This is a genomic window from Spirosoma jeollabukense (assembly GCF_054777855.1).
Genome location: NZ_BAAHAD010000003.1, coordinates 158,822 through 173,875 on the forward strand (window position 1 = coordinate 158,822; position 15,054 = coordinate 173,875).

The 15,054-nt window shown below is 46.9% G+C and carries 11 protein-coding genes; 7 read left to right on the top strand and 4 right to left on the bottom strand.

Translation table 11 applies throughout. The annotated features are described in order from the left end of the window. Positions 1-12: 12 nt before the first annotated feature. Positions 13-2,394, bottom strand: coding sequence for a TonB-dependent receptor (locus ACYVEA_RS14725; protein ID WP_461114207.1), 2,382 nt, complete (start codon positions 2,392-2,394; stop codon positions 13-15). A 257-nt stretch (positions 2,395-2,651) separates the two neighbouring features. Here ACYVEA_RS14725 and ACYVEA_RS14730 point away from each other — a divergent pair, with 257 nt between their 5' ends. The 5 genes from ACYVEA_RS14730 (at position 2,652) to serS (ending at position 7,126) form a co-directional block, all read left to right on the top strand. Then, positions 2,652-2,879, top strand: a complete 228-nt coding sequence (locus tag ACYVEA_RS14730; RefSeq protein WP_461114208.1) for a DUF4926 domain-containing protein — start codon at positions 2,652-2,654, stop codon at positions 2,877-2,879. An 82-nt stretch (positions 2,880-2,961) separates the two neighbouring features. Beyond that, positions 2,962-3,657, top strand: a complete 696-nt coding sequence (locus ACYVEA_RS14735) for a tetratricopeptide repeat protein (protein ID WP_461114209.1) — start codon at positions 2,962-2,964, stop codon at positions 3,655-3,657. A 186-nt stretch (positions 3,658-3,843) separates the two neighbouring features. After that, positions 3,844-4,350, top strand: coding sequence for a 6,7-dimethyl-8-ribityllumazine synthase (gene ribH / locus ACYVEA_RS14740; RefSeq protein ID WP_461114210.1), 507 nt, complete (start codon positions 3,844-3,846; stop codon positions 4,348-4,350). An 82-nt stretch (positions 4,351-4,432) separates the two neighbouring features. Further along, complete coding sequence (locus ACYVEA_RS14745; RefSeq protein ID WP_461114211.1) at positions 4,433-5,773, top strand: aspartate kinase; 1,341 nt, start codon at positions 4,433-4,435, stop codon at positions 5,771-5,773. An 81-nt stretch (positions 5,774-5,854) separates the two neighbouring features. Continuing rightward, on the top strand, positions 5,855-7,126 hold the full coding sequence (gene serS, locus ACYVEA_RS14750; protein ID WP_461114212.1) for a serine--tRNA ligase: 1,272 nt from the start codon (positions 5,855-5,857) through the stop codon (positions 7,124-7,126). Here serS and ACYVEA_RS14755 read toward each other — a convergent pair. Both ACYVEA_RS14755 and ACYVEA_RS14760 read right to left on the bottom strand, forming a co-directional pair. Beyond that, positions 7,123-7,398: a hypothetical protein gene (locus tag ACYVEA_RS14755; RefSeq protein WP_461114213.1), complete on the bottom strand. Its 276-nt coding sequence runs from the start codon at positions 7,396-7,398 to the stop codon at positions 7,123-7,125. The two genes, serS and ACYVEA_RS14755, sit on opposite strands and share 4 nt — an antisense overlap. 89 nt (positions 7,399-7,487) lie before the next feature. Beyond that, on the bottom strand, positions 7,488-8,765 hold the full coding sequence (locus ACYVEA_RS14760; protein WP_461114214.1) for a DUF349 domain-containing protein: 1,278 nt from the start codon (positions 8,763-8,765) through the stop codon (positions 7,488-7,490). 74 nt (positions 8,766-8,839) lie between these two features. Between ACYVEA_RS14760 and ettA the strand changes: the two genes are divergently transcribed. Continuing rightward, positions 8,840-10,507 carry an energy-dependent translational throttle protein EttA gene (gene ettA / locus ACYVEA_RS14765; RefSeq protein WP_461114593.1) on the top strand — a complete coding sequence of 556 codons (1,668 nt, stop codon included), beginning with the start codon at positions 8,840-8,842 and terminating at the stop codon, positions 10,505-10,507. Positions 10,508-10,559: 52 nt separating this feature from the next. Here the strand turns inward: ettA and ACYVEA_RS14770 are convergent, their stop codons facing one another. Then, entirely contained in the window at positions 10,560-11,591 is a 1,032-nt protein-coding gene (locus ACYVEA_RS14770; protein ID WP_461114215.1) for a PorP/SprF family type IX secretion system membrane protein, read from the bottom strand. A 231-nt stretch (positions 11,592-11,822) separates the two neighbouring features. Here ACYVEA_RS14770 and ACYVEA_RS14775 point away from each other — a divergent pair, with 231 nt between their 5' ends. Next, positions 11,823-15,014: a T9SS type B sorting domain-containing protein gene (locus tag ACYVEA_RS14775; protein ID WP_461114216.1), complete on the top strand. Its 3,192-nt coding sequence runs from the start codon at positions 11,823-11,825 to the stop codon at positions 15,012-15,014. Positions 15,015-15,054: the final 40 nt, after the last annotated feature.

The window sequence follows — 15,054 nt, forward strand, 5'->3', positions numbered from 1 at the left end:
ACAGTCTGCTAATTAAAATCTTACCCGAATGCCCGCCAGAAAATTCCGTCCGGCTTGTGGATAATACCCATTATCAGCGGCTACCTTACCTTCTGAAATATAAGCGTAGGTATAGCCATTCGATTCGTAAAGCTCATTAAGTACATTATTAAAGAGTAGCGTAAACGCGATTTCCTGCGCAAATTTGGGTTTAAGACTGTAAATTAGCCGAATGTCGTTGGTAAAATAGGAATTTAATTTACGGCTTTCGTTCGAGGTGTTGTCCAGATACTGCTTACCAACGTATTTGGAAAGTAAACCCAATTCCAGCCCTTTGGTGGGCGTGAATAGCAGTTGCGATCCGGCAATGATATTGGGTGAGAACGAAATATCCGTTTGGCTATACTGGCGACTCTCCTGTTGACCGTTATCGAAGTTGTCCAGGTATTCGGTAAAGTTCCGGATTTTGTTCTGGCTGAACGTAGCGTTTACATTCCAGCGGAGTTGTTTGGCTAACCGTGCCCCAGCCTCTAACTCCAGTCCCATCCGGTAACTATTTGGTACGTTTACCCGGTTAGCCGCGCCTACGTCGTTCAATTGTCCCGACAACACCAGTTGGTTTCGGTAATTCATAAAGTAAGCATTAGCCGTAAACGCCAGTTTCTCCGTCTGGATTTTATAGCCTGCTTCATAATCAATTAACTTCTCGGCTTTGGGACGACTTTCGGGCGTTGACTGTGTGTAGTCATTGCGATTCGGTTCCCGCTGCCCTACTCCCACAGAGGCATATACCGTACTGCGGTCGTTGATTGTGTAGGTCAGCCCTGCTTTCGGATTGAAAAAGGTTAGTTTGGCATCCTGCTGAACATTTTGCAACTGACTATTGAATCCCAAAAACGAATAATCAATTGTGCGGATCTGGGCATCAACAAAACCATTTAAGCCCTGGGTAAACTGGTAGAACGCTTTTGCATACAGATTGAAATCACGTTTTGTCGCGTTGTCTTCATAATACCGATCGCGGATATTGGCGTTTCCAGCTACTCTTGCCCAGATAATTTCCCCATAGTGTGCGCCTGTGTACTGGTTCCAACCGCCACCAATATTGGCCGTCAGCTTGCCAAAACTGTTGTAATCGAATGAAAAAACGCCCCCATAAAAATCATTATCCAGCCACAATCGACGAATCAGATCCGTTTGTGTAATCGTAGAATCACCGATGACGACATTGGGTAAACCGTATTTACTGAAGCTGTCGGCTGGCTTAAATTCCTCATAATACCCTTTACCTTTTGTATAGAAGAATGACACATTAGCACGCCAGTTTTTAGTTAGTTGATGTGATGTAATCAGCTGATAATTATCCTGTTGGTAGTTGTCTGTCTGATTATCATACGTAAACGAGTTATAGGTGCGGTTGGTCTTCAGTAAATTTTCCGGTACGCCATTCCAGGCTTGATACGTTTGCTCCTGACCCGAAAATATGTTTAGCCGGAAAAAACTCTTTTTCGTGTAGTAGCCACCAGATATATAGAAAGACTTCAAATCTGAGAACGCGCGATCAATATAGCCGTCGGAATGAATTTTTGAGAGTCGCGCGTCCAGCACGAAATGATTGTTCAGTAGACCTGTACCGACTAATACGTTCACTTTGCGGGTTCCAAATGAGCCGGCTGATACGTTTGTTTCGGCATACGGTTTTTCTTCCAGCTTATTCGTCTGAATATTAACTGAAGCGCCGAAGGCACCAGCTCCGTTGGTCGACGTACCGACACCCCGCTGAATCTGAACCGTACTGACTGAAGACGCAAAATCGGGCATATTTACAAAAAACGTCCCCTGCGACTCGGCGTCATTATAGGGAATGCCATTGAGCGTTACGTTCACCCGCGTTGCATCCGACCCGCGAATACGAATACCTGTGTATCCCACGCCCGCGCCCGCATCGGATGTTGTGACGATCGAGGGCGTAAAGTTGAGCAACTGTGGAATGTCCTGACCTAAATTGAGTTTGTTCAACTCCCGGCGTGTCACGTCGGTGTAGGCAATCGCCGACTTTTGATTGGCGCGCGTGGCACTCACAACAACCTCATCGACGGCAATGGCCGCTTTTTGTAACGTAACCGTTATGTTCGTACTCTGCGTCAGGTCGAGCGTTTGTGTCTGGGCCTCAAAGCCCAATAGCGAAACATGTAGCGATAATTGGCCCGGCTTCAGGTTTGTGAGTTGAAAGGCCCCATTGGCGTCGGTGAAGGTACCTTTATAGGTGCCGTCGATTGTAATGGCCGCACCGGGCAACGTACCGCCGTCAGCCTCATTAACGGTTCCCGTAATGGTGAATTGAGCCCACGCGGGTAGATTTAATAGCCAAAATAAGGCTATAAGCAAAATAAGATAAGTCGTCGTTTTTTTCATGACGAAAAAATAGACGATAGGCTAGGGGCCGGACCTATCTTTGGTTAGAGATGATTTTTGGCAACTACTCACGAACCTAATTCGTGAATACATTTCCCTTAGCAGCATTACCCGCCCAGGTTCAATGGGTATAATCTCAGCCCGTTATATTGGGGCACCCCTTAATAAGATTAGCGGGAGCAAAGTTAACTCAATTTTAACAAAACAAGACGTCAAATCGGGCGTTACTTATTTTAGGAGCATTTTTTACGTTACGCATGAATGAGTTTGATTTAGTTGTGTTACAGGAAGACGTAGCCGACGGTCGCTTAAAAGCAGGCGACGTTGGTACTATCCTAACCGTCTATAACGAAGGAAAAGCATTCGAAGTCGAATTTGTCACATTGACTGGCGAAGCTGTTGCAGTGGAAACGTTATTGCCACACCAAATTCGGGATGTAAGGGCCTCGGAAATGTTGGCTGTACGGGATATGGCCGTAGATTAAGGAACTGATTCGTAAACTTTTGAGGATTACGCTTTTCCGTAATGGTAAATATTCCTAATTTTGCAATCCAAATTGCAAAAGCATGAGCAAGAAGAATCCCGGCCTGGACTTTTTAGAAGACCCGGACGCATTAGAAGGAAGGTTGGAGGATGTTGGTGATTACTTCCAGCAGAACAAAAACATTGTACTCGGTATACTCGGTGGCATCGCGCTGCTGGTTATTGGCTTCTTTGGCTATCGGTACTACGTAAGTACACAGGACGAAACCGCTCAGGTTGAGCTGTTCCCTTCTGTGTATCAGATTGAAGCCGACTCATTAAAAAAAGCACTCAGTGGTGATGGCCGAAACCCAGGTTTGTTAGCGGTCGCTGATAATTATGGTTCAACACCAGCTGGTGATCTGGCTGAGTTTTATGCTGGTATCGGTTTGCTGAAAGAAGGTAAATATGACGACGCCATCGAGCGTCTGAAGAGTTTCAATTCGTCTGACTTATTGGTTCAGGCACGTGCTTATGCGCTTATTGGCGATGCCTACATGGAGAAAAAGAGCTTCGACGAAGCGGCTGACTACTACCGTAAGGCAGCTGACTACAAACCGAACAAATTCTTTACGCCCGGTTATTTGCTGAAACTAGCCATTGCTCAGGAGCAGGCTAAGCAAAATGATAAGGCTATCGAAACCTATAATAGCATCATTACTACGTATGCTCAATCCGCCGAAGCTGCTAGTGCCAAAAAGTATAAATCCCTACTTGAGGCAACCGTCGGCGAGTCGTAAGCGTACTGGAATACTTCAATACTGCAAAGGACAAAGCCGAACCGGTTTTGTCCTTTTTTGTTGGATTTTTGTCATGCCGGTTCGCCAGCCCGATAACGAAGGAAGCATCTTCACCAATCAATAGTATCAATACTTACCAATGCTCTGCGCGAAGATGCTTCCTTCGTCAGCAAGACAAACGAGAAAATGGCATCTGATTTAAAAAACCTTAGCGTCTTTTCAACGGACGAATTACCCGATATCAGTCATCGGCGATTTGCTATTCTGGTATCCGAATGGAACACGGAGGTTACCGAAGCCCTCTTCGAAGGAGCTTATCAAACGTTACTCCAGCATGGAGCGAAAGCAGAAAACATCATCCGAGGTAACGTACCGGGAAGCTATGAGTTGAGTTTAGGCTCTCAGTGGCTTGCACAACGTGCTGATATTGACGCTGTTATTGCGCTGGGTTGTGTAATTCAGGGCGAAACCAAACACAACGATTATATCAATCATGCTGTAGCGCAAGGGCTGACGAACGTATCGCTGAAAACTGGTAAGCCTGTCATATTTGGTGTGCTTACGCCGAATGATCAGCAACAGGCGATTGACCGGGCGGGTGGTAAACACGGCAACAAAGGTGATGAAGCTGCTATCACCGCCGTTAAAATGCTAGGATTACAGGAACAAGTTTATTCATTTCAATTTAAATAGGTTTTCAATTTACGTTAGCTTGACGCATAGAATTATTGGTGCGTGAGCCCACCGTAGACTGAAAACTGAAAACTTTTTAAAAATGCACGTCTGGAAATTTGGCGGCACGTCGGTCGGGAAACCCGAGCGTATGCACTCCATCCGAAACCTGATTACCAGCGACGATACCCGTAAAATCGTCGTTCTGTCGGCTTTGTCCGGCACTACCAACGCATTATTGGCTATCGGCGAATCGCTCAAAGCAAACGATGATGCCGAGGCTAATGCAAAAATTGATACGCTGAAAGCCCATTACGATAGCTTCATCAGTGAATTGTATAAATCAGCCGAAGGCAAAGCGGCTGGTCAACAAGTTGTCGAGAATGAGTTCTCATTTATCCGGTCGCTGACGGGTATCAAGCCTTTTACACTTAAACAGGAGAAGGAGTTGGTAGCCGAAGGTGAGTTACTGAGTACTCAGATTTTTCAGGCTTATTTGGTTGAGGAAGGGGTTACGTCGGCCTTGTTGCCCGCGCTGGAGTTTATGCGGATTGACGCCGACAACGAACCAGAGATTCATTATACCGAAGAAAAACTTGCCGAGATATTGCCTTCCCATGCGGATAAGCAAATCATTGTAACACAGGGCTTTATTTGCCGTAATCCTCGTGGCGAAGTAGACAATCTCAAACGGGGCGGTTCTGATTATACAGCGTCGCTGATTGGCGGAGCGATTCGGGCGGAAGAAATCCAGATTTGGACGGACATCGACGGGATGCATAACAATGACCCGCGTATCGTAAAAAATACGTTTCCGGTACGTGAATTAACCTTCGATGAAGCCGCTGAACTGGCTTATTTCGGGGCAAAGATTTTGCACCCGTCGACTATTACACCCGCTCGAATGTTCGGCGTTCCGGTACGTCTGAAAAATACGATGGAACCCAGCGCGCCCGGTACGCTGATCGCAGATCGTCCCGGAGCGACGGCCGCATCAAGTGAGGTATTTAAAGCTGTCGCTGCTAAAGACGGCATTACGGCTTTATATATCCACTCGACCCGTATGCTGAATGCTTATGGATTTCTGCGTCGAATTTTCGAGATTTTCGAGAAGTACAAAACACCGGTCGATATGATAACTACCTCGGAAGTATCAGTGTCGGTTACGATTGATAATACGGAGCGCATTCAGGAGATTACTGATGAGTTGAATACATTCTGTACGCTTGAAGAACCTGATTACGACCAAACTATCATTTGTATTGTAGGCAACTTCAGCGCTGATAATCAGGGCGTAGCGGTACGTGTTTTCAACGCAATGCAGAACATTCCGATCCGGATGATCTCGTATGGTGGTACTGAAAGCAACTTATCCCTGCTCGTACATAGCCGTTATAAGGCCGAAGCCCTCAATGCGTTGAACGACGGACTGTTTTCGGTGTAATATGAGCAGCGCCAGTGCCTGGACGCTGGGTTTGCTAAATCCTTAATTGATTAATACTGGCTTTTTGCCAGAACTAATACCATGCTGCAACTCAATTTTATCCGCGATAATAAAGAAACTACGCTGGCTGGTCTGCATAAGAAGCACTTCGCCAATGCCGAGGCTGTGGTTGATCAGGTGCTAACGCTCGACCAACAACGGCGCGATACGCAACGGGAGCTTGACGATGTGTTATCGCAATCCAACGCCAAAGCGGGTCAGATTGGCGCTTTAATGAAAGCCGGAGATAAAGTTGCTGCCGAAGCCGCTAAAGCCGAAACCGCCAGCCTGAAAGCACGGTCGAAAGACCTTGCTGATACGCTCCGACAAATTGAGGCTGATCTACAGGCCGTTATGGTGACGATTCCGAATCTGCCGCATAGTAGTGTTCCTGAAGGACGTAGCGCCGAAGATAACGTAGTGGTACTTGAACATGGCGAGAAACCAACGCTCCACGACACGGCTCAACCGCACTGGGAGTTGATTAAGAAGTATGATATTATTGACTTCGAACTAGGTGTCAAGATTGCCGGGGCCGGCTTTCCTGTGTACAAGGGCAAAGGAGCCAGAATCCAGCGGGCGATGATCAACTTCTTCCTCGATGAAGCTATGAAAGCTGGTTACATTGAAGTACAGACACCGATTGTCGTCAACGAAGATTCTGGTTTTGCCACGGGCCAACTCCCTGACAAAGAAGGTCAGATGTACTACGTTACGGAAGAGAAGTTGTATTTAATTCCGACCGCTGAGGTGCCGATAACGAATATTTATCGCGACGTAATATTACCCGAAAATCAGCTACCAGTTAAAAATGTTGGCTATACGCCCTGTTTCCGGCGCGAAGCGGGCTCATGGGGTGCACACGTTCGGGGGTTAAACCGGTTGCATCAGTTTGATAAGGTTGAAATCGTTCGGATTGAGAAAGCCGAAAATTCGTACGCTGCTCTAGAAGAAATGAGCCTGCATGTTCAGTCGCTGTTGCAAAAGCTGGAACTTCCTTACCGTGTGCTACGACTTTGCGGGGGCGATATGGGTTTTACGTCAGCCCTGACTTATGACATGGAAGTGTGGTCGGCTGCACAGCAGCGGTGGCTGGAAGTCAGTTCTGTGTCGAATTTTGAAACTTACCAGGCCAATCGACTCAAGCTACGTTCGAAAATTGACGGGAAAATGCAACTTATGCACACGTTAAATGGCTCGGCACTGGCACTGCCCCGTATTCTGGCGTCGATTCTGGAAAATAATCAAACGCCAGAAGGTATCAAAATCCCACAGGTGCTGGTACCGTATTGCGGATTTGAGACGATCGATTAACAGTCGCATGAGTAATTGGTATAGCCTGGGTAACGAGGTGATAATATGCCTGAAACACTGATTACACGGTCAAGAGGCACTACGTCACCAGTGGCTAATTCAAGATATTCGATACCATTCTGAGGAACGACTTGCTTAATGGTTACGTCGGTTTTGATGAATTCGTTTAAATCAGTTAAGTACTCAAGACGAACGAATTTGCCAGGAACAATCGCTGCCCGAAAATCACTGTCGGACGTGATAATGTCAGTTTGATTTAATATAGTTTCCATACTTGGTAAACAACGTAGTAAAACGAAACGTGCCCCGGTTCTAAACTGGGGCACGTTTCGTTTTATTAACGCCAACGGATATTTTTTGATCAATACCCTACCGTTTCCAGTTGCTTCTGTAATTCGCGCAGAATGGTTTCTTTCATGGCGATTTTACGCTTTTGGGTATTAATCTTGTTCAACACCTGTTTGTCTTCGTCATTGTTGGGATCAAGACCGTCGGCGTCCTGTAAAGCAAACTGGAGATCGTTTTTCTCCCGCTTAACGAGGTACTCCATCTCCCGAATTTTCGTCCGAATCTGCTCTGGCTGACTTTTTAGCTCAAAAGCTGGATACTTACGTGTTAAAACACGGCCGAGGTAGCTCAGTTCAAAAATCTTGTCGCAGGCGGCCCGAAAACGTTCATTCAAGGTTTTGTCCTGCAACTTGAACGGCACGCGAACTTCTTTCCAACTATTGAGCAGCACTTTTGCCCGCTCGGCAGCCGCGAAAATGTCAGATTGTTTGGAAAGCTTTTCGGCTTCGTCAGCCATTTTCATCTGGGCTTCAATACGCGGATCAAGTTTCGGGACGATGACAATGCCTTTAGCGTCGTTGTACTTAGCGTAAAACATGGTTGTCGCCTTCTTAAACTGCTTGTACAGTTTCCCGCTTTTCTTGATCGGGACCTCACCAACGGCTTTCCAGGCGTTGTTAAGTTTCCGAACTTCCTGAAAAGCAGCATCCAGATCGCCAAGCCGATTTGCACGGAAGGCTAACCGGATGAGTTCATCATACTTGTCCAGACGTTCCTGAATGACCTTGTTTTGCTCGTTAAAGAACTCGCGTCGACGTTGAAAAAAACCATCCAGTAATTCCTGGAACCGGCCTTCAATTTCGGCATCGACTGCCTTGTCAACAGGTCCGGTTTTGATCCATTTCGTCTTTATTTCCTGTAAGGCATCGGCCGTTGTTCGCCAATCAGTACTGTCGACAACCGCTTCTGCTTCGGCAATCAGGGCTCGTTTAATGTCGTAATTCTTAAGCTGATTAACCGTAATCAAATCAGCCAACAATTTTTCCTGAGCATCCAGACGGTCGAGCAGGGGCGGAAAATCACCGAGCGCATCGAAGCCGATGAGTTTCTTACGGAGCTGCACCAGTTTGGTTAAGTACGACCCTTTGTTCTGTGCCTCTGCAATGTCATTCTCTAGCTGAGTGACCTTGTTTTGGGCAATGATGAAGCGATTTTTAAAATAATCGAGCGCTTCCTGCTCAGTTCGTTTGACTTCGCCAATCTGGCGGTCTTCATAATTCAGGTAGCCTTTCAAAAATACCTTTCCGTCTTTGACGTAACCGTATTCATCTACCAGTGAAGCGTTTTCCATTACTGTACTTGGTTAAGGCTGCGCTGTGGGTTAAATTTGAGGAATATTACCAACCACAAATCTATCAGAAATTAATGAGTCAGGAAACCATAATTTTTTCTATGGCAGGCGTGAGTAAAAATATTCCGCCCAACCGACAAATCCTAAAGAATATATACCTTTCCTTTTTTTACGGTGCTAAAATAGGTGTTTTGGGCTTAAATGGTTCTGGTAAATCTACGTTACTTCGCATCATCGCAGGCCTGGACAAAAATTATACCGGCGAAGTCGTTTTCTCACCTGGCTACTCGGTTGGTATGCTCGATCAGGAGCCGAAATTTGACGCTGGTAAAACGGTTCGTGAAATAGTTGAAGAAGGTGTTCAGGAAGTAGTAAATCTTCTCAAGGAATTTGACGAAATCAATGAAGCTTTTGGTGATCCTGACGCCGATTTTGATAAACTGATTGCCCGCCAGGGTGAAGTACAGGAAAAAATCGACCATTTCAACGGTTGGGAACTTGACCAGAAACTCGAGCGGGCCATGGATGCACTACGTTGCCCACCTGCCGAAGCGGTCATTGATAACTTGTCTGGGGGCGAAAAACGCCGGGTAGCCTTGTGTCGTCTTTTACTGCAGCAACCCGATGTATTGTTGTTGGATGAACCAACTAACCACCTCGATGCAGAATCGGTCCTGTGGCTGGAAGAACACCTACGCCAATATGCGGGCACAGTTATTGCCGTAACGCACGATCGCTATTTCCTGGACAACGTAGCAGGCTGGATTCTTGAACTGGATCGGGGGGAGGGTATTCCCTGGAAAGGAAACTATTCGTCCTGGTTAGAGCAGAAACAGAATCGGTTAGCCAAAGAAGAAAAGACAGAGTCGAAGCGGCAAAAGACACTCCAGCGCGAGTTGGAATGGGTAAAAATGGCGCCCAAAGCGCGTCAGGCTAAGTCCAAAGCGCGTTTAGGAGCCTACGAGAAATTACTGAATGAAGATGCCAAACAGCGAGACGATAAACTCGAAATTTTTATTCCGGCGGGCCCACGTCTGGGAGCGAAAGTTATTGAAGCCGAAGACGTAGCAAAAGCCTTTGGCGACCGATTACTGTTCGAGCATTTAGGATTCCGATTGCCGCAGGGGGGCATTGTAGGAATCATTGGTCCTAACGGAGCAGGTAAAACCACATTGTTCAAGCTGATTACAGGTCGCGACAAACCCGATGCTGGTACGTTTGAAGTAGGTGACACGGTCAAAGTGGCTTACGTAGATCAGGAACACGACGGGCTTGACCCCGATAAAACCGTGTTTGAAACGATTTCGGGTGGTAGTGAGTGGATTATGATGGGCGGGAAACAATCAAATGCCCGTGCCTATGTCAGTCGTTTCAACTTCGCCGGAGCGGATCAGGAAAAGAAAATCGCTACGTTATCGGGCGGAGAACGCAACCGCGTTCATCTGGCCATGACCTTGAAAGAAGGTGCCAATCTGTTGCTGTTGGATGAGCCAACGAATGACCTCGATGTCAATACACTACGAGCCCTGGAAGAAGGACTGGAAAATTTCGCCGGATGCGCCGTAGTCATCAGCCATGATCGCTGGTTTCTGGATCGGATTGCCACGCATATTTTAGCCTTCGAAGGCGATTCACAAGTCTACTGGTTTGAAGGAAATTTCTCAGAGTACGAAGAAAATCGTCGCAAACGCTTAGGCTCAGACGCGACACCGACCAGGATTCGGTATAAGAAACTGGGATGAAAAAAATAAGGGCCAGCTTTCAAAAGTTGGCCCTTATTTTTTGTGAGTATTATTAAAATTTCGGACAAGGAAGTTTTTTGTCCCGTTTGCGGACGCCTGGCTGGCGCTTTTCGGGCCTGTCGAAAATGTAGGAAATCGATATTTCGTGGGAGCCACCGCTGTTGCCTAGCGTGGAAATTGTTACGTCGTAGCTGTAACCAATGGAGAATTTATCCATTCGATAACCGATCAGTCCAGCAATAGCATCATGGTTGTTGAGCGTCTGGTCGTATTTCTTGAACGGAATGCCGCGGTAATGAGCGCCGATGGTTATGGGCGAGTAGGTTAGATAAGCGCCAATGTCCAGTTGATCGTATTTGCCCTGATGCTTATACATCACCACCGGCGAAATACTAATCTCCCGATCCTGCTCATCTGCCAGGCCCGTAAAGCCGCCAAGCGGAATACGCAAACCCGCCTGAATACTTGTTTTCATTGGCAAGCGCTCGGTCCCACTGACGAAAAATCCCTGATCGGGCCGGTTGATGTGATGCGCTGATAAGCCAACCCAAAACCAGTCTGAATAAAAAAGCCCACCCGTCGAGAAATCCAGGTATTTATTTTTGGGAGAGCCCGCTAGTAGGGTAGGGTCAGCGGAAACACTACCGGTAATAAAGCCCCGGTCGGTGAATTGATCGCCGGTAGTCAAACCAAAATAGTTGATATTTCGGTTAACATAGGACCCTTGTAAGCCCAAGCGTACGAAGGATGATTCACTCACCTGAAACTGATAGGCGTATTGCAACCCTATGTCCGTCGATTGAATCCTACCCTGACCCTGATTGTCACTTTGAATCAACAAACCAACACCGCTATTATATTTCTCAATAAAATGGTCTACCGACACCATAGACGTCACGTAATTGGTGATGGCCGGCCATTGGTTGCGGTAGTTAGCGGTGATACGTGGAGCGAGTGCCGAACCGGCAAAAGCGGGGTTCAGGTAAAGAGGAGCCGCGTAGAATTGAGTGAACTGAGGGTCCTGTGCCAGAGCCAATCGGCTCAGGGCAAGCGCCAAAACGGTCAGTACGTATTTCTTAATCATAATGACAAAGTCGTGCAAAAGCTGAGTCAACTTCAATGTTGCAACGTTGGCGATACAAACGAAGTATTTAACAGCATGGTAACCGATAAAATTAGATGGATTTTAGGTGCTTTCTAGCGTATCTGGCAATAAAATTTTAACGAGCCACCTTCGTTTATACTAACGTAACGCCCCCGTTGTTGTTATGCTGAGGAACGAATTTGCGAGGGTGGCCTTATTCAGTGTTGCTTCATGTTAATCTTTAGAGAATACATACGTGTAATTGGACTCTGGGCCGTGCTGTTTCTGCTGGCAGGAACCACCACGACCTGGGCGCAGGGTTTTAAGATTAGTGGCAAGGCCTGTGTGCCCGACCAGGAGTGTAAAGCCGACTCTATTACGTTTACTGACAGTGTGCTTAGTAACGTTGCAACGCGTGTCTGGAATTTTGGTGATGGAACGACCGTAACTAAACAAAATGACTCTGTAGCCCGGCACGTTTACCAAAATGCTGGTAGTTATACAATTACTCTAACCAGAACCGTAAATGGCAAGACGACAGTATCTGAGCCCCAAAAAATTACTATAAACAATCGACCGCCATCATTCACCAACTGGCGTACAGATACCACAATCTGCAAGGGCGAAACAATTACGTTGGACCCTTATGCTGGAAACGCTCAGTCGGGCTTTAGGTACCTCTGGTATCCAAAAGGTGATACAACGCAAAGCATTCAGGTCGATAGTTCGGGCTGTTATTCGGTTGAAGCCATTAGCCCTAATGGATGTTCCTATCAGGATCGGATAAACGTTGATGTTTGCGGAGAAAAGAAAGAGAGTCAGGGTGTTAAGTGGTATTTTGGTCAGAAAGCAGGACTAGATTTTGGAGGAGGAGGAAATCCCAAACCAATTACCGATGGTAATTTAAGTACCATTGAGGGGTCATCGTCTATCGCTAATACCAAAGGGATTCTACTGTTTTATACGGACGGCATCACGATTTATGAAAAGGATGGGAAACCGATGAAATCGCTGGTGCCGGGTGATACAAATGCGGTTCAGATTCCTTTAAATGGTAATACGCACTCTACCCAATCGGCTTTGATTGTCCCCAAACCTACCTGCCGGGGTTGCGAGTATCTGTATTACGTATATACTACGTCCGAAATTCGTGGAAAGAAGACATTGACGTATAGTGTTGTTGATATGCGCCAGAATGCCGGTAAAGGCGCTATTGTAGAGAAAAATATTCCCATATCCGGCGAAAGCACTGAGCAGTCAGCCGCTGTAGAAAATAAGCGCGATTCGACGTATTGGGTTATCACCCGGATCTATGGTACCAATAAATTTGAGATCCGGCACCTGACGCGTAGTGAAGAGCCTACTACAACAACGTATCAGGGTGGACAGGTCATTGATTCATTGGCGAATGCAGAAGGCTATATTAAAATTGGTCCTGCCGACACAACGGGTGGTAATGAAGGCAATCGCCCGATGGCTGTTGTTATTCCCGGGCCGCCTACCAACTCCATTGACCTCTATACGTTCAATGATTCGACAGGCAACATGACCTTTAATCGAACGCTTGTTATTGGGCCTGCTCCGCCAAAGGCCTATGGTGCCGAGTTTTCGCCTGACGGTAAGAGTTTATACGTAACAATGCTGGCTGATACCAATGCCAATGGTACCCAGAAAGGAGCGTCTTATGTGTTGAAGTATGATTTAACGCAGAAAGACTCCTTACTAACGCAGTCTAAAACTGTGGTGGATAGTAGTACTACGAGGCAATATGGCTCCGTACAGATAGGTCCCGATGGCCGGTTGTATATCGCCGTTAAAGGCAGTTCGACCCTGGCAACCATCGACAATCCAAACGGAGGGCTGTTGGACAGCTTGATATTTAACCCATCAGGGCAAACATTAGGCGGGCAAATCAGTCAACTGGGCTTGCCGAATTTAGTCGCTAACTTCAATGATCAGTCTAGTGGGCCGGGGCTAACCTACGCCGATACGTGCGTCAATGCACCCACTGTCTTCCAGATTGGGCCGAACTGCCCGAAATTAAAGGAGACATATACGCTGGATTATGGTGACGGAAGTCGCCCGTATTCAACGACGGCCACACAACCAGTTACACACGGATACGCCAAACCGGGCCAGTACTTCGTCACCCTACGTATCGTTACCAGAACCAGCGCAGGAGGCATCTGTAAAGATACCTTGATTAAAGATACACTAACGATTGTGGAACTGCCGCCCGATATAAAATTAGGCGCTGATACCGCCGTATGTAATAAAAAGGGAATTGTGCTCGATATGAAAGTACAGGCGAAGTTGTACGTCTGGCTGATCAACGGGTCGATTGCGAGTAGGCAAAAGACGATCACACTTAACAGGCCCGGCTTCTATCGAGTAATCGCATTGGCAGCCAATGGTGAATGCTTTAAAAGCGATACGATTGAGGTACAAATCAAGCCCCCGCCATCGCTCGACCTCGGGCCTGACACGGTTTTCTGTTATCGATCTTCGGTGAAACTGACGGTCCCTCAGCAAACCTGGTCAACTTTCCAATGGAGCAATGGTGGCACGAATCGAAGCACAGACGTATCACAAGCCGGTACATACTACGTGACAGCGCAGAACTTCGCCGGATGTGAAAATTCGGATACGATCAAAGTAAGTGAATTGCCTAAACTAAGAATGGCAGCGACGCTTACCAATCCTAAATCTTGTACGATATCAGACGGTGCAATTGCCGTACGGTTGTTAACGCCAGGAACGTATTATTATCGCTGGACGGGTCCATCAGGAAACCTATTTGCTGATACGACAAGTCGGCAAACGGCGCTTGCTCCGGGAACGTATAAAATCCAGGTAACCGATTCAATTTATGCCTGTAAAGTTGATACGTCCTTCCTGTTACCCCCACCTCCGCCACCAGTCTTTTCCCTTACGGATCTGGTTGCGCTGTGCGAAGGTGATCAGGGAAAAGCTCAGCTTACAGCAAGTGGTGCAGCCGGGTTAACGTACCTCTGGTTGAGCCCTCGAAGTGACACAACGAAGAGCATATTGGTTGATACGCCAGGGAACTATCAGGTGAAAGTGACTGACCCACAGGGATGTACAGCCGTAGGTCTATCCAAAGTTGTCAATCTGTGCGAGCCGCGACTTAGCGTACCCGATGCGTTTACGCCTAACAATGACGGGGTTAACGACGATCTGAAGGTATTCACGTCCTATATCACGGATTACGAGTTCCGGATTTATAACAGGTGGGGCGAGGTGATCTTTGAAAGTAACAATCCCGACCAGAAATGGGACGGTACGTATCATGGATCGACCTATCCATCCATGCTATACCCTTACATTGTCAGCTTCAAAAGTGAGTCATTTCCGGATCGACCGCGTGTCGTTAAACGAGGTACAGTTATGCTAATTCGGTAGCGATTTTCTGCGTATTTTTTCGTATATTTGATGTAAACGA

What these genes read in the sequence shown, in the direction of transcription:
- ettA (WP_461114593.1), top strand. Translation starts at nt 8,840, where the DNA reads ATGAGTCAGGAAACCATAATTTTTTCTATGGCAGGCGTGAGTAAAAAT.
- ACYVEA_RS14770 (WP_461114215.1), bottom strand. Translation starts at nt 11,591, where the DNA reads ATGATTAAGAAATACGTACTGACCGTTTTGGCGCTTGCCCTGAGCCGA.
- ACYVEA_RS14745 (WP_461114211.1), top strand. Translation starts at nt 4,433, where the DNA reads ATGCACGTCTGGAAATTTGGCGGCACGTCGGTCGGGAAACCCGAGCGT.
- ACYVEA_RS14760 (WP_461114214.1), bottom strand. Translation starts at nt 8,765, where the DNA reads ATGGAAAACGCTTCACTGGTAGATGAATACGGTTACGTCAAAGACGGA.
- serS (WP_461114212.1), top strand. Translation starts at nt 5,855, where the DNA reads ATGCTGCAACTCAATTTTATCCGCGATAATAAAGAAACTACGCTGGCT.
- ACYVEA_RS14755 (WP_461114213.1), bottom strand. Translation starts at nt 7,398, where the DNA reads ATGGAAACTATATTAAATCAAACTGACATTATCACGTCCGACAGTGAT.
- ribH (WP_461114210.1), top strand. Translation starts at nt 3,844, where the DNA reads ATGGCATCTGATTTAAAAAACCTTAGCGTCTTTTCAACGGACGAATTA.
- ACYVEA_RS14730 (WP_461114208.1), top strand. Translation starts at nt 2,652, where the DNA reads ATGAATGAGTTTGATTTAGTTGTGTTACAGGAAGACGTAGCCGACGGT.
- ACYVEA_RS14735 (WP_461114209.1), top strand. Translation starts at nt 2,962, where the DNA reads ATGAGCAAGAAGAATCCCGGCCTGGACTTTTTAGAAGACCCGGACGCA.
- ACYVEA_RS14725 (WP_461114207.1), bottom strand. Translation starts at nt 2,394, where the DNA reads ATGAAAAAAACGACGACTTATCTTATTTTGCTTATAGCCTTATTTTGG.
- ACYVEA_RS14775 (WP_461114216.1), top strand. Translation starts at nt 11,823, where the DNA reads ATGTTAATCTTTAGAGAATACATACGTGTAATTGGACTCTGGGCCGTG.